At 72.9% G+C, this 19,724-nt stretch carries 18 protein-coding genes and 2 pseudogenes; 9 read left to right on the top strand and 11 right to left on the bottom strand.

From position 1 onward, the window contains the following. The first annotated feature begins 43 nt into the window (after positions 1–43). Positions 44–1,867, top strand: coding sequence for an ATP-binding protein (locus HEK131_RS29945; protein WP_244451893.1), 1,824 nt, complete (start codon positions 44–46; stop codon positions 1,865–1,867). An 80-nt stretch (positions 1,868–1,947) separates the two neighbouring features. Here the strand turns inward: HEK131_RS29945 and HEK131_RS29940 are convergent, their stop codons facing one another. Continuing rightward, on the bottom strand, positions 1,948–2,709 hold the full coding sequence (locus HEK131_RS29940; protein ID WP_244451892.1) for a GltA: 762 nt from the start codon (positions 2,707–2,709) through the stop codon (positions 1,948–1,950). A 153-nt stretch (positions 2,710–2,862) separates the two neighbouring features. Here HEK131_RS29940 and HEK131_RS29935 point away from each other — a divergent pair. From HEK131_RS29935 to HEK131_RS29930, 3 genes and pseudogenes are all read left to right on the top strand, one after another. Continuing rightward, a pseudogene (locus HEK131_RS29935) lies at positions 2,863–3,030 on the top strand (TetR family transcriptional regulator); the annotation flags it as partial. A gap of 79 nt (positions 3,031–3,109) precedes the next feature. Then, positions 3,110–3,436, top strand: a pseudogene (locus tag HEK131_RS30380) (hypothetical protein); the annotation flags it as partial. A 179-nt stretch (positions 3,437–3,615) separates the two neighbouring features. Continuing rightward, positions 3,616–5,601, top strand: coding sequence for a TerD family protein (locus HEK131_RS29930; protein ID WP_244451891.1), 1,986 nt, complete (start codon positions 3,616–3,618; stop codon positions 5,599–5,601). On the opposite strand, the gene HEK131_RS29925 is transcribed toward HEK131_RS29930, so the two are convergent. Further along, entirely contained in the window at positions 5,598–6,503 is a 906-nt protein-coding gene (locus tag HEK131_RS29925) for a LysR family transcriptional regulator (RefSeq protein ID WP_244451890.1), read from the bottom strand. The genes HEK131_RS29930 and HEK131_RS29925 overlap by 4 nt on opposite strands. A 91-nt stretch (positions 6,504–6,594) precedes the next feature. Between HEK131_RS29925 and HEK131_RS29920 the strand changes: the two genes are divergently transcribed. Together HEK131_RS29920 and HEK131_RS29915 are read left to right on the top strand one after the other, a co-directional pair. Next, a complete protein-coding gene (locus HEK131_RS29920) occupies positions 6,595–7,467 on the top strand; it encodes a PhzF family phenazine biosynthesis isomerase (RefSeq protein WP_244451889.1) in 873 nt (290 codons plus the stop codon). 157 nt (positions 7,468–7,624) lie between these two features. Beyond that, positions 7,625–8,671 carry an LPXTG cell wall anchor domain-containing protein gene (locus tag HEK131_RS29915; protein WP_244451888.1) on the top strand — a complete coding sequence of 349 codons (1,047 nt, stop codon included), beginning with the start codon at positions 7,625–7,627 and terminating at the stop codon, positions 8,669–8,671. Positions 8,672–8,791: 120 nt separating this feature from the next. Here the strand turns inward: HEK131_RS29915 and HEK131_RS29910 are convergent, their stop codons facing one another. The 5 genes from HEK131_RS29910 to HEK131_RS29890 all read right to left on the bottom strand — a co-directional run bounded on the left by HEK131_RS29910 (position 8,792) and on the right by HEK131_RS29890 (position 13,261). Beyond that, on the bottom strand, positions 8,792–9,106 hold the full coding sequence (locus HEK131_RS29910; protein WP_217465050.1) for an SCO5918 family protein: 315 nt from the start codon (positions 9,104–9,106) through the stop codon (positions 8,792–8,794). Positions 9,107–9,112: 6 nt separating this feature from the next. After that, positions 9,113–9,406 carry a CBS domain-containing protein gene (locus HEK131_RS29905; protein ID WP_432215686.1) on the bottom strand — a complete coding sequence of 98 codons (294 nt, stop codon included), beginning with the start codon at positions 9,404–9,406 and terminating at the stop codon, positions 9,113–9,115. A 54-nt stretch (positions 9,407–9,460) separates the two neighbouring features. Beyond that, positions 9,461–10,897, bottom strand: a complete 1,437-nt coding sequence (locus HEK131_RS29900) for a DEAD/DEAH box helicase (RefSeq protein WP_217465049.1) — start codon at positions 10,895–10,897, stop codon at positions 9,461–9,463. A gap of 179 nt (positions 10,898–11,076) precedes the next feature. Continuing rightward, the gene (locus tag HEK131_RS29895; RefSeq protein ID WP_161148376.1) at positions 11,077–11,280 is read right to left on the bottom strand and encodes a cold-shock protein; all 204 of its coding nucleotides are present in this window, start codon (positions 11,278–11,280) and stop codon (positions 11,077–11,079) included. Between the two features lie 247 nt (positions 11,281–11,527). After that, on the bottom strand, positions 11,528–13,261 hold the full coding sequence (locus HEK131_RS29890) for a SpoIIE family protein phosphatase (RefSeq protein ID WP_244451886.1): 1,734 nt from the start codon (positions 13,259–13,261) through the stop codon (positions 11,528–11,530). Between the two features lie 572 nt (positions 13,262–13,833). Here HEK131_RS29890 and HEK131_RS29885 point away from each other — a divergent pair. After that, positions 13,834–14,133 carry a hypothetical protein gene (locus HEK131_RS29885; protein ID WP_244451885.1) on the top strand — a complete coding sequence of 100 codons (300 nt, stop codon included), beginning with the start codon at positions 13,834–13,836 and terminating at the stop codon, positions 14,131–14,133. 322 nt (positions 14,134–14,455) lie between these two features. Beyond that, the gene (locus HEK131_RS29880; protein WP_244451884.1) at positions 14,456–15,745 is read left to right on the top strand and encodes a phosphatase PAP2 family protein; all 1,290 of its coding nucleotides are present in this window, start codon (positions 14,456–14,458) and stop codon (positions 15,743–15,745) included. Between the two features lie 19 nt (positions 15,746–15,764). On the opposite strand, the gene HEK131_RS29875 is transcribed toward HEK131_RS29880, so the two are convergent. The 3 genes from HEK131_RS29875 to HEK131_RS29865 form a co-directional block, all read right to left on the bottom strand. Further along, on the bottom strand, positions 15,765–16,376 hold the full coding sequence (locus tag HEK131_RS29875; RefSeq protein ID WP_244451883.1) for a hypothetical protein: 612 nt from the start codon (positions 16,374–16,376) through the stop codon (positions 15,765–15,767). Positions 16,377–16,451: 75 nt separating this feature from the next. Beyond that, positions 16,452–17,213 (bottom strand): polysaccharide deacetylase family protein, encoded by a 762-nt coding sequence (locus HEK131_RS29870; protein WP_244451882.1) that lies wholly within the window; start codon positions 17,211–17,213, stop codon positions 16,452–16,454. Between the two features lie 139 nt (positions 17,214–17,352). After that, positions 17,353–17,895 (bottom strand): DUF4232 domain-containing protein, encoded by a 543-nt coding sequence (locus HEK131_RS29865; protein ID WP_244451881.1) that lies wholly within the window; start codon positions 17,893–17,895, stop codon positions 17,353–17,355. Positions 17,896–18,154: 259 nt separating this feature from the next. Here HEK131_RS29865 and HEK131_RS29860 point away from each other — a divergent pair, with 259 nt between their 5' ends. After that, a complete protein-coding gene (locus HEK131_RS29860; protein ID WP_244451880.1) occupies positions 18,155–19,309 on the top strand; it encodes a helix-turn-helix domain-containing protein in 1,155 nt (384 codons plus the stop codon). 40 nt (positions 19,310–19,349) lie between these two features. On the opposite strand, the gene HEK131_RS29855 is transcribed toward HEK131_RS29860, so the two are convergent. Then, entirely contained in the window at positions 19,350–19,643 is a 294-nt protein-coding gene (locus HEK131_RS29855) for a hypothetical protein (protein WP_244451879.1), read from the bottom strand. Positions 19,644–19,724: the final 81 nt, after the last annotated feature.

The following is a 19,724-nucleotide window of genomic DNA, read 5'->3' as shown; positions in this document are numbered from 1 at the left end:
GGCCCGGGTGGTCTATGTCCGGTGTCCGGGAGGCGGGGGACCCGTGGCGTCGGGTGCGCTCGCGGCCCGGGTGACGGAAGCGGTGAGGGGCCCGCGGGATGCCCCGGCCGGGCGGCGGACGGTCGGCGCGGGGGCCGTACCGGACGCGCGGAAGGCGCCGCGCGGAGAGGGCGCGGGCGCCCGTACGAAGGCCCGCCCCGCCTTCACCGACCTGGTCTCGGCCCTGGGTGCCCTGGACCCCGGCCCCGTGCTCCTGCTCCTCGACGACGCCGACGCGGTGCGCACCGAGTGCGCCTGGCTGGTGCAGCGGCTGTTGATGGACGTACCCGGTGTGCGCGTACTGGTGACCTGCCGCCAGGCACTCGGACTCGGTGAGGAGCGGGTGCTGCGCGTGGCCCCGCTGGCGGCGGACTCGGCGGTGGAGCTGTTCCTCGCCCGGGCCCGGGCCACCGCCCCCGGCTTCCGGGCGGAGGGTGCCCAGGCGGCGGCCGTGGCCCGGATCTGCCGGGTGCTGGAGGGCGTACCGCTCGCCGTGGAGCTGGCGGCCGGACAACTGGACGGGGAGCCGTCCGCGTGGGCGCTGGCCGACCGGCTGGAGCAGGGCCAGTGCTGGCTGGCGGCACCCGGACCGGCACTGCACCGGCACCGTTCGCTGCGCTCGGCGGTCGGGTCGGCGTATCTGCTGTGCGAGCGGCCCGAGCGCGCGGTGTGGAGCCGGAGCAGCGTCTTCCAGGGGGCGTTCACCGAGCCGACGGCGGCGTTCCTGTGCGCGGGCGCGGGGGTCGCCCCGCACCAGGTCTCCGCCTGCCTGGCCCGGCTGGCCTCGGCCGGGGTGCTGGACACGCTGGACGAGCCGGGGGGCCTGCGCCCGCCCCGCTACCGCATGACCCGTGCCGCCCGTGATTTCGGTACCGAACGGCTGCGCGCGGCGGGGGAGTTCGAGGTGGCGGTGGAACGCCACGTACTGCACCACCGGCGTCTGGCGGAGGTCGCCGAGCACCTGTGGAGCGCCGGGGACCAGCGTCAGGCGGCCCGGCTGGTGCGGGACAACGCGGCCGATCTGACGGCGCTGGTGGAGTACGCCACCCGCCCCGGCGCCCCGGCCGCGCAGGTGACGGCGGCGCTGGCCACGGTGGTCGACGTGTGGTTCTGGTGGACGGTGCACGAGCACGGCGAGGAGGGCCGCGCGCACCTGGCGCGTCTGCTGCCCCGCGCGGGCGCCGACGGCCATCTCGTCGCCCGCGCCCGCTGGCTCGCCGCCTGGCTGCACGCCCCGGGCGACCCGGCCACCGCCCGCGCCCTGCTCGGCCAGGTCTGGCCCGCGGCGGTGCTCGCCGGGGACGACGCGCTGATCGGCCGGGTCGCGCATGTGCAGGGCGTACTGGCGTGGGAGCGCGGGGACGCCCGTACCGCCGCCGACTGCTTCCGGCAGGCCGCCGACACCGTCCCGGCGTACGCCCCCGGCGGCCCGGCGCCGGCCGTGAGTCTGGCGGCGCTGGCCGTGGCCCAGGCCGGCACGTCCCCCGGTGCGGCGGGGCGCAGCGCCCGACGCGCGCTGGCGTATCCGGGCGTGCGCGACGACGCCTGGGCGATGGCCCTCGCCCGTTACGCCCGCGCCTACACCGACCACCGCCAGGGCCGCACCGCCAGGGCCTGGCACCGGGCCCACCGCACCCTGGCCACCCTGGAAACCCGCGTGTCCCTGCCGGGCACCCCCGATCCCCCCGGCCTCCCGGCCGTACGCGCTTCCCTCCACCGGCTTCTCACCGAGATCGAGTCACCCCCTCCGGCCCCCGCGTCCCGCCCGTCCGTCCCGGCGCCCCGCACGGACACGTCGGCGCCCAGCCGGACGTCCAGCCGGAGTTGAGGGGTGCTGAGCCGGCCACCGGTGTCGGCGGGCCCGGATGGCCGATCGGAGGTTTCACGTGAAACACGAGGGCGAGCGGGTCAGCCCTTACTGACGGTCGGTCGCCAGCGCCATCCCGCCGTGTGCAGGGCTTCGGCGCGCTGGACGGCGATCTGGACGCGGAGGCGGGCCTCCGACCGGTCGCGGAAGGCTTCGGTCGCGGTGTGCTGGGTGGGGTGCTTGCGGTAGAGGGTGCCGGGTTCGGACTGCATCCAGCCGGGGCTGACCGCCTCGCAGCTCAGCAGCAGGGCTCCGTCCTCGAAGGCGGGGAGGGCGGGCCAGCCGCCCAGGAGGCGGACCAGTTCGGTGTGGACGGTCTGGGTGGTGCCCACCACCGGCATGGCACCGCGCGCGGCGCCGTCCAGCAGGGTCCGGGCGGGCAGGGGGCCGGGGTCGGGGTCGTAGGGACCGGGCTCCAGGCGGCCGTCGGGGTGCAGGTCGAGGCAGGGGGCGACGGTCCAGGCGTAGGAGGGGTGGGCGGACAGCACCTCGATGTCACGGGCGAGGGCCCCGGTGTCCGGGAGCAGATCGTCCGCGTCGACGCAGCGCAGCAGGGTGCCGGTGACGCGGGCCAGACCCAGGGTGCGGGCGCGGGCGGCTCCGCCGTGGCGGCCGGTGCCGGTGGAGATCCAGGGCTCGTCGGGCAGTACGGCCGCGGGCCGGCCCGTGACCCCGTCCTCCTGCACCACCCACTGGAGCCGCCACCCGGCGGGCAGCCGCTGCGCCCGCAGCGAGTCGTACAGCTCGCGCAGGTAGGCGTGCCCGCCGTCGTGGACGGGCGTCAGGACGCTGAGCGTAGGCATGCGGAACGCGCTCCCCTTCGACAACCGGTTGATGTCGGACCCTGGCCCTGAGGGCCGCGCACGGAGCCGACGCCCCCGAAGCCTTGAAACAATAACGAGCCCCTCAGGTTCCCCCCGCTTCCGCGTACGCGCCCCTGCCCAGGAAGGCCCCCCATGACGCCTCGTCCCGGCCTGCGGGAGAGGAAGAAGGCCCGGACCCGCGGCCTCCTGCGCCAGGAAGCCCTGCGCCTCTTCACCGAACAGGGCTGCGACCGCACCACCGTGGAGCAGATCTGCGCGGCGGCGGACGTCTCGCCGAGCACCTTCTTCCGCTACTTCCCGGTCAAGGAGGACGCGGTGCTGCCCGACGGCACGCCCCCCTTCCCGCCGTACGCCGGACTCCCCCAGCCCCCCCGAGCAGGCGATCCGGGAGACCCTGACCGCCCTCGTCGCCCACCACACCGGGGACGCCCCCGCAGCCGCCCTGCCCCGCCTGACCCTCGTCGCCCGCACCCCCTCCCTGAGATCCCGCCTGTGGCACCGTCAGGAACCCCTGATCTCCCCCACGGCCACCGACCTGGCCCTCCGCACCCACCGCACCGACCCCCACACCCTCCGCGCCACGGCAGCCGCCCTGACCGCCCTCACCACGGAGACCGTCCTCCACTGGGCCGGGACCGACGGCACCGAGTCCCTGAGGACCCTCACCGGGGAGGCGGCGGCCCGGCTGGGCGGGATGGGGTTGTGAACCGGGAGGCGTGCCCCCAACTCCCCCGCCAGCAGGACTTCTTTCGGCTGGACAGGCACGGGGAAGGCTGGGGCGTATTACCGTTTTAGTGCAATGAGTGCGCGGCGCGTCGCCTGGTGTCATCGACACGGTCGATGCCCTGGGAGGCGGGCCCGCAGGCGCTATTGGGGGGTGAGGTCATGCAGGAGTTGGCCAAGGGAGCCAATGCGACGCTGGCGGCGCTGAGTGAGAGCGTCGATTCCGTGGTCGTCGGCCTGGACTGGACGAGCCCGACTGGTGAGGGCGACGCGGACGTCTCCGTGCTGCTGCTGGACGCCGACGGCAAAGTGCGCAGCGACGCCGATTTCTACTTCTACAACAACCCCGTCGCACCGGACGGCAGCGTGCAGTTGCTGGGCAAGACGCCCACGGGGGAGGGCAGTCAGGACCGGATCGGCTTCGACCTGACCGCGATCCCGGACGAGGTCGCGCGGATCGTGGTGGCGGCGAGCCGGTACGAGGGCGCCCACTTCGGTGAGTTGGAGAACCTCCGCCTGACGCTGACCGACGGCTCGGGCACGGACCTGGTCGGCTTCACCATCGCCGACGCGGGCCCGATGAGCGCGTTCATCTTCGGCGAGCTGTACCGGCGGGACGGCGCGTGGAAGTTCCGCGCGGTGGGCCAGGGATACGGCTCCGGTCTCGCGGGCCTGGCCACCGACTTCGGCGTGGACATCGACGACGACGCGGGCGCGGAAGAGGCACCGCGGGACGCGGCGGCCACGGCGGTGGAGCAGGCACCGGGAGGCACCCGCAGCGACGAGGCCGTACGGATCCCCGCACCCCGCGCCGCCGAACCCGCCGTACCGAAGAAGGCCCCCGCGCGCCCCCGTACCGCCAAGAAGAAGGTCACCCTGCCGAAGGTGGCCAAGCGGACCCTGGCGGAGAACGACTCCTGGCGCGAGGCCCGGCTGTTCCCCGTGTCCGCCCTCAAGAGCGACCGCGACCGGGAGGTGCGGGCGACCTCGGTGCTGCTGTCGGTGATGGCGCAGATCCCGGAGTTCGGCCGTCGCCTTACCGCGGCGTTCGGTGCGCCGGCGGGGCGGATGGAGACGTTCACCGAGGTCACGCTGCCGCACGGCGACTCCCCGCGCCGTCCCGACGGGGTGATCCGGGTCGAGCGGGCGGGCAAGCTGTGGACGGCTCTGGTCGAGACGAAGACCAACGGCAACGCCCTCAAGGACGAGCAGGTCCAGGCGTACATGGACATCGCCGCGCGCCGGGGCTACGAGGCCGTCATCACGCTGTCGAACGACGTCGAGCTGGAGGGCCGCCCGCTGGTCGACGTCAAGATCGACGGGCGGCGCAAGCACAAGGTGGCGCTCCGGCACCTGTCCTGGGCCGAGGTCGCGCACCAGGCGCAGATGCTGATCCAGCACGAGGGCGTGAACGACGCCGCGCACGCCTGGCTGCTCCGGGAACTGCTGCACTACCTCCAGCACGAGAACTCCGGCTGCCACGGCTTCCAGAACATGGGCGCCGCCTGGGTCCCCGTGCGCAACGGCATCGACGACGAGACGCTCTGCCAGGGAGACTCGCGCGCCCTGGAGGTGGTGGAGAGCTGGGAACGTCTCGTCCGCCAGGTCTGCCTGCGCCTCGGCGGCGAACTCGGCCACAAGGTGCTGCCCGTCCAGCGCTCCCGGCGCGGCACCGACCCGGCCGCCCGCCGCGCCCTCCTCGCCGACCAGCTCTGCCACGACGGCCGCCTCGGCGCCGAGTTGCGCATCGAGGGCACCCCCGGCGTGCTGTCCCTCACCGCCGACCTGCGCACCGGCCGCCTGCGCACCTCGATCGAGATCCCCGCGCCCACCCAGGGCTACCCCCTGACCTGGGCGAAACGCCTCATCCGCCGCCTCGCCGAGGCCCCGGCCGATCTTCACGTGGAGACCCTCGTCGAGGGCGGTACGGGCGGCCCCCGCGGCACCCTGGAACGCCTCCGCCCCGAACCCGGCGACATGCTCCCGAAGTCCGGCACCCCGGTCGGCTTCCGCCTCTCCCTGCTCAAGACCATGGGCAGCACCCGAGGCAACGCCGAATCCAGCTTCATCCGCAGCGTGGACGAGGCGGTGCACCGCTTCCACCGGACCGTGGTGGCGCACCTGGAGACGGAGGCAGCGGCGGGCTAGGGCCTTTCTTCCGGCCCCGCCCCGAAATGCCGCACGACCTCCCCCACCACCGCCCGTGCCGCCCGTGTCGGGTGGCGGCGGGTGTGGCGGGCCAGGTGGATGGGGACGTCGGGGAGGGTGGGGCCCGCGACGAGGGTGAGGTGGCCGTCCTGGAGGGCCGCCGCGACGTTGGCGTGGGGGAGGACCGTCAGGCCGAGGCCCGCGGTGACGCAGGAGCGGGCGGCCTCGATGCTGCCGAAGCGGGTCATGCGGGGGTGGGCGCCGGGGACGGCCTGGAGCTGTTCGGCGAGCCGGTCGCTGTAGGAGCAGCCCTGTTCGTGCAGGAAGAAGTCCTCCTGAGCCAGCTCCTGCCAGGTCGCGGGCCGTGTGCGCCCCGCCAGGCGGTGGCCCGGCGCGCACAGCAGGTCCAGCGGCTGGGCCGCGATGCGCTCGGCGCTGATGTCCGCGTGGTCCACGCGCTCCTCCAGCAGCAGGGCGAGGTCCAGTTGGCCGGACCGCAGCCCGGCCAGCGCGGCGGACGTGCCGCGGGGCTCCAACCGCACCTCCACCTCGGGGTGGAGTTCACGCAACGCGGCGATCACGCCCGGCAGATGGGCCGAGCACAGGGTCTCGCCCGCCCCCACGACCACGGTCCCGCTGACCGGCCCCTCCTCGGCGGCGGCCGCGAACAGCCGGGACTCCGCCTCCAGCACCTCTTCGGCCGGGCCGACCAGCCGCCGCCCGTCCTCGGTGAGCAGCGCCCCTCTGGCCACCCGGTCGAAGAGCCGCGTACCCAGCGCCTTCTCCAGGGCCTTGATCTGCACGGTCACCGTGGACTGGGCGAGCCGCAGCTCGTTCGCGGCGGAGGTGAAGCTGCCCGTCCTGGCCAGCGTGGTGAAGGTCTGGAGCAGCCGGGTTTCCATGGCCGCAGCCTAGCCAGCCATCGAATATCCCGATGGCTCGTATGAAAAACAATCGTTGGTATTGATGACGCGGGGGCGCCAGCATGAAGGCATGGCTCCCACCACGGCAACCGAAGTCCTGCGCTACGCGGCGTTCACCCCCGACCCCGCCGGGGGAAACCCCGCAGGGGTCGTCCTCGACGCGACCGGCCTCGACGGGCGGCGGATGCTCGAACTCGCCGCCGAGACCGGCTACTCCGAGACGGCCTTCCTCACCGAGCGGGACGAGGCCCGGCGCCGCTTCACCGTCCGCTACTTCAGCCCCCTCGCCGAGGTCGCCTTCTGCGGCCACGCCACGGTCGCCACCGCGGTGGCGCTCGCCGAGCGCATCGGCCCCGGTGAACTCCTCTTCGACACCCCCGCGGGCGAGATCAGGGTCGACACGGTGGCCGGCCGGGACGGCACCGTACGGGCGACCCTCACCAGCGTCCCCACCCGCTCCCGCCCGGCCCGCACCGACGAGCTGGACGCCGCGCTCGCCGCCCTGCGCTGGGACGCCGCCGACCTGGACCCGGCGCTGCCGCCCCACGTCTCCTTCGCGGGCAACGACCATCTGATCCTCGCCGCCGCCTCCCGCACCCGACTGGCCGACCTCGCCTACGACTTCGACGCCCTCGCCACCGTCATGCGCACCCACGGCTGGACGACCGTGCACCTCGTCTGGCGTGAGAACGACGGCAGTTACCACGCACGTGACCCCTTCCCCGTGGGCGGCGTCGTCGAGGACCCGGCCACCGGCGCGGCGGCGGCGGCGTTCGGCGGCTATCTGCGCACCCTCGGCCTGGGCACCACCCCGAGCACGATCACTCTCCGTCAGGGCGAGGACATGGGCCGCCCGAGCGACCTCACCATCGAGGTGGACCCGCACGAGACCCCCGTGAGGGTCACGGGAAGGGCCGTGCCGATTCCCGCGTCCGCCTCTTGAGTCCCGCCCGTCTCACCCGGAAATGATGAGCAAAGCCCTTTATATTCGGCAAACTCGGTCAGTTCTCGTAGAGATTTCGAAATTTTCTGGGCAACCCTTTTCCTCGCATGTGGGTCAGCTATGCGAAAACGTTGATCCTTCCTGCCCAGAGGTTCGTATGAAGCTGCGTCGTTCCCTGGCCCTCGCTGCCGCGACGGCTGTCCTGTCCCCGGTCGTCCTCATGACGGCCTCGGTCGCGCAGGCGGAGGAAGGCTCAGCGTCGCCTTCCGCCACCGAATCGGTCACGACGGGCGGCGAGACGGAGCCCGAGGGCGAGGTCACCACCACCCCGGCCGCCGCCGAGACCACCACCCCGGCCGCGGCGGACACCTCGACCCCGCCCGCCGACAGCTCCACCTCGGCCGCGCCCGTCAAGGACGCCGCGTCTTCCTCGGCCTCCACCTCCGCGTCGCCCAGCGCCTCGGCGTCCGCGTCCGCCCCGGTGGGCCCGGAGGACTGCGAGGACGGCGACGACATGAAGATCGACGACGACCTCCACACCAGCCTCTCCGGGCTGCCGTCGAAGATCGTCGCAGGCAGTGGCTTCCACGGCTTCAAGCTGAACGTGAAGAACTCCGGCAGCCACTCCTACAAGCGCGTCGACCTCGGTGTCTTCGCCGCGGCGGTGGGTGACGAGGAGCTCGACGACGCCACCGACCACCTCACCCTCCAGTACCAGGACCCGTCCACCGGCGACTGGAACGACATCTCGGTCGCCATGGACGACGACGCCGCCGGTTACCTCGGCTACACCGACGTGAAGGCCAAGGAGTCGTTCTCCATCGACCTGCGCCTGGCCGTCGACAAGAAGGCCCCGGCCGGCTTCGGGTTCGCCATCAGCATCGGCTCGTACGCGGACGACGAGGGCAACTGCGTCTATGCCTCGGACGACGACTTCTACGAGTTCGACATCCTCGCCGCGGGCACCTCCGCCGGCCCGGTCGACGACTCCACCCCCAAGCCGCAGGGCGGCAGCAAGCCGCTGCCCACCACCAAGCCCGCCGGCAACACCGAGATCGTCCCCGAGGGCCACCTCGCCGAGACCGGTGCCGGCTCGGCCCTCCCGGTCATCGCCCTCGCGGGCGGCGCGGCGGTCGCGCTCGGCGTCGGCGCGGTGTTCGTCGTGCGCCGTCGTCGCGACGAGGGCGGGAACGTCGCGGTCTGACGAGGACCGAGGCGGTAGCCACCCGTACGACACCCCCGTACGACACCGCGTACGACATCGAGCAGGCCCGGACGGTTTCCCCGTCCGGGCCTGCTCGCGTCATCTCCGCCGAAGGCGTCCTCAGGCGCCGGGACCCCCGAGCAGGTCCGAGGCGGCCTGGAGCGGGCTGGTGGCGGCCGGACGCGCGGCCTGCTCGGCGTCGGCCGCGGTGTGGCAGGTGAAGCCGAGGCGGGCCATGGCGCGGCTGACCTCGAAGGCGGAGAAGTCGCGGCGGTCCTGGCGGGTGATGACCTCGCCGACCTGCTTGACGGGGTAGCGGCGGCGCCCGATGGTCACGGAGTCACCGGTGATGAGTTCGGGCGCGATGCCCGCCATGGAGGCGATCACCCCGTCCTTGGTCAGGTCGAACGGATACCGGGCGATGACACAGCGCATGATGCCTCACAGACGGAAGGAAAGAGGTTCGGCCCACGAAGGGCTGGACTGGCCGGGGACGAGGATGTCCCGCAGGCGGACGCGGTCGGTGTAGCGGGGGCCGTCGCGGTGGAGGGCCAGTTCGGAACGGGTCACCGAACCCGTGCACTCGTCATCACCATCGCACAGGAGCAAGTACTCCACCCGTGCGCCCGTCATGACGGCCAGAGCCACCTCGACGGTCATGTCGTCCCGGACCCGAAGCGCGGTCCTGGGAGCGGGGAGGGAAGGGGATCGTCCGGGCGTCTGAACCACTGTCAAAGCTACCTCCTGGGCGATGGATGGCACAGCCTGGCCGCGATGTTGCGAGCCACCTCACGCCGCGCGCCGCGCCCCCGCCGACCGCGCCTGGGCGGGACGGCCGCGCCGCCCCCGCCCCGAGCCGGACGACGCCGCACGGCGCGGACGCTCCGCGGCGGGCGCCGCGATGACCACCGGGACACCGGACGGCGCCTGCGCCCCCGTGATCCGGTTCAGCTCCGGCTCGCCCGAACGCACCGCGGTGATCTGCGGGTTGATGCCCGCCGCGGCCATCAGCCGGCTCATCGAACGCCGTTGGCCCGGCGTCACCAGGGTGACGACACTGCCCGACTCACCCGCGCGAGCGGTACGGCCGCCCCGGTGCAAATAGTCCTTGTGGTCGGCCGGCGGATCGACGTTGACGACCAGGTCGAGGTTGTCGATGTGGATGCCGCGGGCCGCGACATTCGTCGCCACCAGCACCGTCACCTGCCCGCTCTTGAACTGCGCGAGGGTCCGGTTGCGCTGCGGCTGGGACCTGCCGCCGTGCAGGGCGGCCGCGCGGACACCGCTGCCGAGGAGGTGCGTGGTCAGCCGGTCCACCGCGTGCTTGGTGTCCAGGAACATGATCACCCGGCCGTCCCGCGCCGCGATCTCGGTGGTCGTGCGGTTCTTGTCCGCGTCCAGCACGTGCAGCACGTGGTGTTCCATCGTGGTGACGGCGCCCGCGGAGGGGTCGACGGAGTGGACCACCGGGTCGGTCAGGAAGCGGCGGACCAGCAGGTCGACGTTCCGGTCCAGGGTGGCCGAGAACAGCATCCGCTGGCCTCCCGGCCGCACCTGGTCGAGCAGCGCGGTGACCTGCGGCATGAAGCCCATGTCGGTCATCTGGTCCGCCTCGTCCAGGACGGTGACGGCGACGTCGTCGAGCCGGCAGTCGCCCCGGTCCATGAGGTCCTTGAGCCGCCCCGGCGTCGCCACGACGACCTCCGCCCCACTGCGCAGCGCGTTCGCCTGCCGCCCGATCGGCATCCCGCCGACCACGGTGGTCAGCCGCAGCCGCACGGCACGGGCGTACGGGGTGAGCGCGTCGGTGACCTGCTGCGCGAGCTCACGGGTGGGTACGAGGACGAGGGCCAGCGGCCGCCGGGGCTCCGCGCGCCGGCCCGCCGTGCGTGCCAGCACCGCCAGCCCGAAGGCGAGGGTCTTGCCCGACCCGGTACGGCCGCGGCCGAGCACGTCCCGCCCGGCCAGGGAGTTGGGCAGGGTCGCCGCCTGGATGGGGAACGGCACGGCCACGCCCTGGTGCCCGAGGGCGGCGAGCAGCGGGGCGGGCATGTCGAGATCGGCGAACGACTCGACGGCGGGCAACGCCGGTGTGATCGTCTTCGGTGGTGCGAACTCGCCCTGCGGCGCGCTCTGCCTGCGCCCGCCGCCCCGGAAACGGTGCGGGGGGCCGGAGCGCTTGGCGGACGGGCCGGTGAAGCGGCCTTCGGTACGCGTGCGGTTCATGTGGAACCTTCCTCGATGCGGGCGCGTACCAAGGAAATTCCGCAATGAATGCACGGCGCGGAGAATCGCCAGAACGAGCCTGAGGCGGCAGGGATGAATTTCCCTGAAAAATGCAGCGAGCTGGGGCCCGCACCCTCAGGTGCGGGCCCCAGCTACGAAATATGCGTCAATCCCGTGTGTCAGGCGGGAACGATGTTCTCGGCCGTGGGGCCCTTCTGGCCCTGCGCGACGTCGAACGACACCTTCTGGCCCTCCTGGAGCTCACGGAAGCCCTGGGTGGCGATGTTCGAGTAGTGGGCGAAGACGTCGGCGCCGCCGCCGTCCTGCGCGATGAAGCCGAAGCCCTTTTCGGCGTTGAACCACTTCACGGTACCCGTGGCCATGTCTTTTCTCCTTCGGAAAACGGTGCTCGCGGTCGGCCTTGTGCCGACTACGTGTCGCCGCGATGATCAGCCCGTAGGAATAAGACCTTTTGGTAACCACAACCGCAACTTGGATCGACACTAGCACGGCGGGGGACGGCCTGTCCGAAAAAAAATTACGCTCCGCTTGTCGCGGTCGGAATATTCACCCGGATCGCCCGCGGAAACCGGAAGACGGCACCTGTCGGCCGCGGGATAAAGCCGCTCGTCACGACGTGGGCGTACGCAGGGCCAGGAGGGCGATGTCGTCGGTGCTGCCCGGCGACATGCGGGCCGACAGCCGGTCGCACAGCGTGTCCAGCGGCTCCTGCGCGAGCGCCAGGGCGTGGCGGCGCAGCCGGCGGAGCCCGGTGTCGAGGTCGCTGCCGGGGATCTCGATCAGCCCGTCGGTGTAGAGGAGGAGGGTGGAGCCCGGCGGCAGGACGTGCGCGGCGCTCGGCCGTCGGGCCGCGCTCCCCAGTCGGGCGCCGAGGAGGAGCCCCTGCCCTGCTTCGAGGTAGCGCGCGTTCCCGTCCGGGGTCAGCAGCAGGGGCGGCGGATGACCGGCGCTGGTCCAGTGCAGCGTCCACGGTCCGGTGTCCGGGCCTTCCACCCGGGCGAGGACGAGCGTGGCCATCGGCACGGTGGTGATGGCGGGCATGGCGTCGTCGAGACGGTCCACGACGGGACCGGTCGGTCCGCTCTGGTCCCAGGCGAGGGAGCGCAGGATGCCGTGCAACTGCGCCATGCCGGCCGCTGCGGTCAGATCGTGGCCCACGACGTCGCCGATGACCAGCGCGAGGGCGCCGTCCTTCGTCTCGAACGCGTCGTACCAGTCGCCGCCGACCTGGGAGCCGGCCGGGGCGGGCTGGTAGTGGGCGGCCAGTTGGAGCCGGCCGTGCCGGGGCAGCGGCGGGAGGAGGTTGCGCTGCATGGCCTCGGCGACAGCGCGCTGGCGGCCGAACCGGCGGGCGTTGTCGATGACGAGGCCGACCCGGCGTCCGATGTCGCTCACCACCTCCAGGTCGGCCGCGTCGAAGGGGCGTTCCGGGTCGGTGCGCACCAGCGTCAGCGCGCCGGTGATCTGGCGCTTGGTCCCCAGCGGCACCGTGATCACGGAAGTCGCGCCCGCCGCCCGGAGGAAGCCCGTGTGCACGGCGGCCAGCGGGGATTCGGGCGGTGCCGTCGTGTCCGGCCTGTCGTGCAGGACGGGGTCCCCGCCGCGCAGGACCTGGACCACCGGTGAGCGTGCCGTCTCCCCGGCGGGCGGAAGTCGGCCGCGCCAGTCCTCCTGCCCGGCGTCCCGGCCCGCCGGACCGGTCACCGCCACCCGGTGCACCTGGCGGGAACCGATGCGCAGGTCCACCGCCGCCCAGTCGGCCAGGCGGGGCACCAGCAGGCGGCTCAGCCGGGCGAGCGCCTCGTCCACCTCCAGGGTCTGACCGAGCACGTCGGTGATCTCCGCGACGAGCGTGAGCCGTTCGGCGAGGCTCTGCAGCGCGCTCGTGTGAGCCGCCTGCTCGGCCTGTTCGGCGTCGTTGCGCCGCGTGTCGGGGTCCGTCGTGGTCGCGGTGATCAGCACGGCCATGCCGGTCACGGCGCCGCCGTCCGTCAGGGGCGACGCCGACCAGGAGACCGGGACCAGCCGGCCGTCGCCGCGCAGGCACCGGTCGTCGTCCCCGGCGTGCGCCGAACGCCCCCGGGCCAGGCCCCGCAGCAGCGGGCACTCGTCCCGTGGGACGCGCACGCCCTCGGGGTCCCGATGGCACAGGTCGTGGATGTCCTGCCCGTACAGCGCGGCCGCGGCGCGGCCCAGCAGCCGCTCGGCCGCCGGGTTGGCGGCGACGATCCGTCCGTCCCGGTCCACCACGGTCACGGCCGTGCGCAGTTGCTCGACGACCTGCCGCCACAGCCCCGGCGCCACCGCCGACAGCCGCCCCTCATGTCCTGCGTCGGCGCTCATCCGCTTCGGTGATCCGTCCTGTGCGTCACGGTCCGGGCCGGGCGGCGAGAGGGGCCCGGCGAATGGAGGACGGCCATGCGACTCACCTGCCTGTCGGGTCCGGCCGGCCGCCGGCCGCCGGTCGGTGCTGGAGCGGCTGTCGGCGAGGGCGTGACCCTCGCCCTCACGCTACTCCCCACCCGCTCGGCGGGAGGGGAACGAATGCCCATGGGTGCGTCACGTGCCGGAGTAGGCTGGAGGCATCGGGAGCCACTCGTACATCGGCGTCCCGCAGGTGCAGTTCCCGGTGATCGGCAATGCCGGGCCGTCCCGGACGGACGGCCCCGGAGACAGGTTCGCGTCATGAACGTGACCATCGGCCGGACGACATCGGGAAGGCGTGCCCATTCCCCGCCTTACCGCTATTCCATGACGGCATCGGGTCCGGCCACGCGCCGGACGGACGAGCCGGACGCGGCTCAGGCCGTGCCGGACCCGCGGGACCGGGAGACCAGGAGCCGCGAAGCGACGTGGGAGACCGAAGGCGGAGCCGCTCCGTCGTCGCGGTCCCAGGTACCGGGGCGGTGAGGGCCATGACACTCATCGGCCTGGCCGTGCTGCTCATCCTGATCGTCGTCGGCGTCTTCCTGATCCGCAGCCTCAACACCCAGCACGACGCCCGCATAGCGGACTTCCGCTACAGCGACGCCCTGCCGGGCATCGGCCGCAGGCGCCGCCGCGGACGCCACGGCTCCACGGCGGGGCACCGGCCTGGCGAGCCCGGCGCGACCGACGACGGCACGCGGACGCATCCTGCCCCGCCCGACGACGGCACGCCGACGCATCCCGCCCCGCCCGCCGACGACCGCCCCCGCACCGCGCTGCGGTCCTAGCTCCACGGCGCGTCCTTCGTGACGTTAGCCCGCGTTTCGGGCGCCCCTGGGTGATCGATTTCTGTCCCCAGGGGCGCTTTTTCATGCCACCTTTGATTGGCTTCGGGGTGGTGTGGTGCCGTCATGCCCGACATACCGACTCCGGCGCGGGGTCGCTAGGTTGAGCGCGACTTCACCGCTCACGCGGCCAATTTCACCTTTACCGACCGGAATCCGGCAAACCGAACAGAGAACGAGGCGCATGTTGTCACGGGGGTCTTCGCGAATATCCGGCAGAGCCGCGTCCTCGGTGCGGGGCCGGCCACGGCAGGTCCTCTGGGCCGTGGTGGGTGTGACGGCTCTCGGGTTCCTCGTCCTGCTGGAGATGACCACGCGTCGCTACGGCCTGCCCGGACCGCTCACCAACCAGGTCGCGGAGGTGGTACGCCGCCCCAAGTCGGCCGCCCTGCTGTACGCCGGAATGGCGTTGACGATGGTGGTGCTCACCTGGCGGCAACGCTTCGTCGCCCTGGGAGCGGCGATCGGTATCGACGTCGTCCTCGCGCTGGGACGGTGGGCGTTCGGTGTCGGGGGGACCGAGGGCTACCCCTTCGGCAACGGCGCGCTGTGGGTGATGCTGGGCTGCGGGGTCGTCGCCGTCACCCGCCGCACCGGCCAGGAACGCGTCCTGCTGCTGAAGGGCGTCGGGCTGGGCCTGTTGCTGGTGGCCGGCCGCAAGACGGGTGACACCTGGCTGCTGATCACGGCGAAGTCCCGCCCGGAGGTGCTCGACCCGTACGTGGCCGCCGCCGATCACGCGCTGGGCAACCCGTCGTGGGTGGCGGGCCGCATCGTCGAGGCCACGGGCACGGTCGGCGCCCATGTCCTCCACGCGGTCTACGGTCAGCTCGCCGTGGCCGCGGTCGTCGTGGCGCTGTACCAGCTACGCAACGTGGCGGTCGAGCGCCGCTTCCCGGCCCACCATCTGGTGCGTACGTTCCTGGTGATCGGCCTGCTCGGGCCGGCCGTCTACATGCTCTTCCCCGTGGTCGGGCCCGTCTTCGCCTACGGCACCGGCGCGTTCGGTACGGGAAGCGCGCACTGGGCGGTCGCCGAGCTGTGGCCGCACACCCCGCCGCCGGTCGGCTCCCCGCACCCGGTGACGTACGACATGATCACGCCCCGCAACTGCATGCCCAGCCTGCACACGGCGTGGGCCACCGCGATCTTCATCCACTCCCGCAGGGCCCCGCGCTTCATGCGCGTCGCGGGGACGTTCTGGCTCGTCGCCACCCTCGCCGCGACGCTGGGATTCGGCTACCACTACGGCATCGACCTCATCGCCGGCGTGGTGTTCACGCTCACGATCGAGACGGTCCTTCGCGCGTACGACCACGGCTGGGATCGTCCGGCCGTCCGGCTGATCGCCTACGGGGCGGGGGTCTTCACCGCGCTCCTCCTCTCGGTCCGCTACATACCGGTGGAGATGGCGGGGCACCCCTTGGTGGCCGGTCCCCTCCTCCTCCTGGCACTGGCCATGATGATCCACGGCTACGTACGGACCACCAGCCGGTGGGAACCGGAGTCGGTGCCGCCGGCGCCGCGAGCGGAGCCGCGGCTCGAACCGGCGTGAGGCGTCGCCGCCCCGGTGCTCAGTGGTCGTCGCGGATGCTGGTGGCGATGCCGTTGCTGATGACGACCTCGGCGCTGAAGCCCTTCTTGGCGGCCGCCTCCAGGTCGGCCTCGGTGCACCGGGTGCCGTCGGCCGCGCCCGGGTCGCCGCAGATGTCGTCGTAGCCGCGGATCTCGGTGTCCTCGGCGAGGAGGAACTGCTGCTCGACGCCCTTCATGTCGGAGACGGTGTACTTGCCCGGAGCCAGGTAGGAGACGTTGCCGAACCAGGTTCCGTCGACGCCCTCGCCCTTGTCGATGCCCTCCAGGGCGGTGTCGCGGGTGGGCGACGGGGCGGGGGCGGCGGGGCGTGTGCCGGTGCCGGTGCCACTGCCACTGCCGGTGCCACTGCCACTGCCGGTGCCACTGCCACTGCCGGTGCCACTGCCGGTGCCGGCGTTCCGCTGGGCGGTGCTCGGCTCGGTCGCCGGGGCCGTGCCCTCGGACTTCCCGGCTGCCGAGGCGTGCTCCGTGACGGACGTGGGGCTCTTGCCGTCCACTTCCGTGCCGGTACCGCTCTGGCACGCGGTCATCAGAAGTCCGGCGGCGATCGCGGCGGAGACGACGACGGCCTTGCGCAGGTGGCGGTTCATCACGGGGAGGTTCCTTTCGAGGATGGGGTGTTCGGGAGGTCTTCGCCGCCCTGTGTCGAGTGCGGGACCGGTGTCTCAGCGCACGGGGAAGCCGAACGAGTAGCCCTGCTCCTTCAGCCGGGGCAGCACACGGCGCAGGGCCTCGACGGTCTGGGAGCGGTCGCCGCCCGCGTCGTGGAACAACAGCGTGGGGCCGTTGGGGAGTTCACGCTCGACCGTGGCCACGATGGCGTCCGCGCCCGGCTGCTCGAAGTCCTTGGTGTCCACGTTCCAGCCCAGCGGGCGCATGCCCCGGGAGGCGGCGAGCTTGCGGCTGTCGGGGGTGAAGGCGCCGCCGGGGGCGCGGTAGTACATCGGCCGTACGCCCCCGGACGCCTCGGTGATCATGCGTTCGGCGTCGAGTATCTGCTGGGAGCGGTAGGCCGGGGACTTCTTGTCCATGGCGGTGTCGTGCGACACCGTGTGGTCGCAGAGCCGGTGCCCGGCGGCGACCACCTGCTTCACGAGGCCGGGGTGGGCCTGCGCCTGCGTACCCACCATGCAGAACGTGGCCTTCACCCCGTACTCCCGCAGCACGTCCAGGACTTGGGGGGTCCAGGTGGGGTCCGGGCCGTCGTCGATGGTGATGTTGACGCCGCGCGCGCCCTTGTCGGAGGCGTGCGCGATGGTCACGGCGACCGTCTTGACCGCGCTGCTCGGTGCCGCCTTCGGCGCGGACCCGCTCACGGTGCCGGCCTGCGCCGTCCATATCGAGGCCCCGGCGGCGAGCATCGTCACCCCGAGCGCCGCCCCGGCCACCTTGCCGTACCAGCCCCGCGTCCCGCTGTGCCGTGCCATGCCCGTCCCCCGCTTTTCCGCTGCCGTCCCGCCCTGACCCGGCCGCGTCGCGACCACTTGTCAGGACGGGGTGCGGCGGCCGGGGGATGCGGGTGTTACCGATCACGGACGATTCCGGGGGATTCCCCGGACAACGTCCCTACCAGGTGAGGGCGTCCGCCGCGTTGTCCTGCCAGTAGGTGACGGCGGCCGCGCTGTTGAAGAAGGTCCCGCCGTTCGGCAGGGTCAGGGTCTTCTCCTTGTCCGTCGAGCTTCCGCTGCGGTCGGTGAAGAGCACGCCCAGGGTCTTCACGGTGCTGCCGCCCTCGCCGTCGGGGGAGTACGTCGAGATGCCCGCGTACGCGGACTGGCCGGGCTCGAGCGTCACCACGGACTGCGGGATGCTCTCCTCGACCCAGGCCAGCGGCGCCTGGGCGTCGGCCCCGGCCCGCAGGAAGGGCGCGCTGAAGGCGTAGCAGGACTTGGTGCCGGTGTTGGTGGCCTTGAGCAGCAGGTGGTTGATCGGGCGGGACACCTCGGTGACGGTCAGCTTGGTGTTCGCCGCGGTGCAGGTGACCGGGGTCGCCGTGGTGGCGGCGGAGGCGGTCGCCGCGCCGGCCTGGACGCCGAGGAGTGCGAGTGCGGCGACGGCGATCATGGAGGAGGCGGTGGCGCGGGAAGCGGAACGGGTGCCGATACGCATGAGTGGACTTGCCCTGTCTGTGAGTGCGGAAGCCGGCCTTCCGTCAGTGGACCGCGCCTGGAGGCGCAGTCGTGGAAGCCGGGCCGAGCAGGGGCCGTCACCGTGTCCGGTGGGCCGCCGTGCTTGGATGACCAGAGCCTGTGCCACGCGGCGTCCCCTCCGCCATTCCATTCGGATTTTCGGGACGCTGGGATGCCCGCACCGGCTCTGACCTGGGGAGATGTGACCTCCCTGGGATGCCGAACGGAATGGGGGACCGGTGGGGTCGGCCGAGGAGATCGCCGGGTTCGCGGCGCTGTTACGCGAGTTGAAGCAGCGGTCCGGGCTGAGCTACGAGGGTCTGGCGAAGCGTGCGCACATGAGCACTTCGACGCTGCACCGCTACTGCCGGGGGGACGGGGTACCGGCCGACTACGCCGTCGTCTCCCGCTTCGCCCGCCTGTGCGGGGCGACACCGGACGAGCTGGTCGAGCTGCACCGCCGCTGGGTCTTGGCGGACGCGGCACGGGAACGGGCGCGGCGGGTCGCGGCGGACCCGGCGGGGGAGCCCGCGGAAGCGGCCGGAACGTCCGGCGCCGCCCCGGAGCCGCCCTCCGCGCGGCCGAGCACGCCCGCGGCTCCTCCCGTCCTGCCCGAGGAGCAGCCCGCTCCCGCCCCCGGCCGCCGGACCGCCCGCAGACGGTGGGTCCTGGTCGCGGCCGCCGTCGCCGTCGTCGTCGCGGTGGCCACCGCGCTCACGGTCGACCGGGAAGGCCGGGACGCCGACCGGTCGGCCCCCGGTACCGCCACGGCCCTGGCCCAGGACGGCGCCGGGGTCCCGCTCACGGTGAGCACCCGCACCTACGGCTGGGACGACCCGCAGTGCGAGGGGAAGTACCTGATCGACCGGCCTCCCGCCGACGTCGCGCCGCCGGTGATGGGGCAGTACGTGCCGGGCTGGGTCAAGGCGCACCGCGCCGTCGCCGCCGACGAACAGCGGGTGGCGCTGACCGTCCAGGGCACCGGGGACGAGACCGTCGTCATCGAGTCCATGCACGTAGGGGTGGTCGACGCGAGCGCGCCGCCGGCCTGGAACGCGTACCTCGGGTCGTCGGGCTGCGGCGGCGGAGTGGAGACGCGGTCCTTCGACACGGACCTCGACGCCGGCAACCCCGTCATCAAGCCGAAGGCCGGCCAACGCGGCTTCCCGTACAAGGTCAGCCGCTCCGACCCCGAGGTCCTCTACATCACCGCCCACGCCGACACCCACGACGTGAAGTGGTACGTGGACCTCGAATGGAACAGCGGCGGCCGCCAGGGCACCATCCGCATCAGCGACCACGGCACCCCGTTCCGTACGACCGGCAGCCGGGGGCGGCCGGTCTACGAGTACCTCCTTGGTGGCACGCACTGGTATCGCAACGCCGGGGGGTGACCAGCGGGCCACCCCGGCCCGGTCAGCGATCCCCTACGGGCTAGCCGCGTGCTGCCCTGATGCCGTTGATCAGGTTGATGACCACGCCCAGCACCAGGAACCAACCCACGAAGAGGTAGCCCCGGCCCGCCACCCGCTTGCCCTTGCCGGGCGGCGCCTCGGGGAGCAACACGTCGCCCACACGGACGGGGGCGGCCGGGCTGAGGACGCCGCGCCCTGTCCGGCGCTGATGACGTCCGACCGCGATGAGCGCCACTGCCACGACCAGGCAGAAGGCCGCGGTCCGGAAGTACGTCCCAGGCGACGACAGTTGCGCCGCCGAATACCAGTGCACCGGTTACTTCCCTCTTCTCTCTGCGGGGCACGGCCCCCGTCGTGTGGGCACCGTGATCTGCTCACTGCCGAGCATCCACGG

The sequence above is a fragment of the Streptomyces seoulensis genome (genome assembly GCF_022846655.1).
In the GTDB taxonomy this organism is placed as follows: Bacteria; Actinomycetota; Actinomycetes; order Streptomycetales; family Streptomycetaceae; genus Streptomyces.
The sequence above is the reverse complement of the archived record's forward strand: the minus strand, read 5'-3'. Positions and strand labels throughout refer to the sequence as shown.